Annotated in this window: 1 protein-coding gene; it reads left to right on the top strand. The window is 48.3% G+C overall.

Translation table 11 applies throughout. The annotated features are described in order from the left end of the window. Positions 1 to 94: 94 nt before the first annotated feature. A partial coding sequence (locus AM629_RS21590; protein WP_200905796.1) for a hypothetical protein occupies positions 95 to 352 on the top strand: 258 nt, incomplete at its 3' end.

Below are 352 nucleotides of genomic sequence, written 5' to 3'. Positions count from 1 at the left end.
TGGTCAAACAATGCGATTGCGGAGCACCGAGTCAAAGGAACAAGCTTAAAAAAGCGAGTTGGTGTGATGATTATCGGGCAAGAGTTTTCTTTGGATGAATAGCAGTCAAAGTATGCTCGTGCCCTGGGATATCCGGGGGATTTTATTCGATAAAGCCAACCATATGACGTTAAACGCGGGTCATAACATTGAGGCCAGCGAGGTTAAACTGGCGGCCAATAAAAATCTGACCCTCATAGCCGGCAAAGCTATCACCGCCGGTCAGGCAGAGTTAAAGGGGGAAAATGTTGAGCTACTGGTGCGTGAAGGCGACATCCAACTGGGATGGAGACAGCCTGAGTCATTATTACCC

It is taken from the genome of Photorhabdus heterorhabditis, assembly GCF_001280945.1.
GTDB classification, from domain to species: domain Bacteria; phylum Pseudomonadota; class Gammaproteobacteria; order Enterobacterales; family Enterobacteriaceae; genus Photorhabdus; species Photorhabdus heterorhabditis.
Note: the sequence above shows the minus strand (reverse complement) of the source record. Positions and strands in the feature narration are given on the sequence as shown.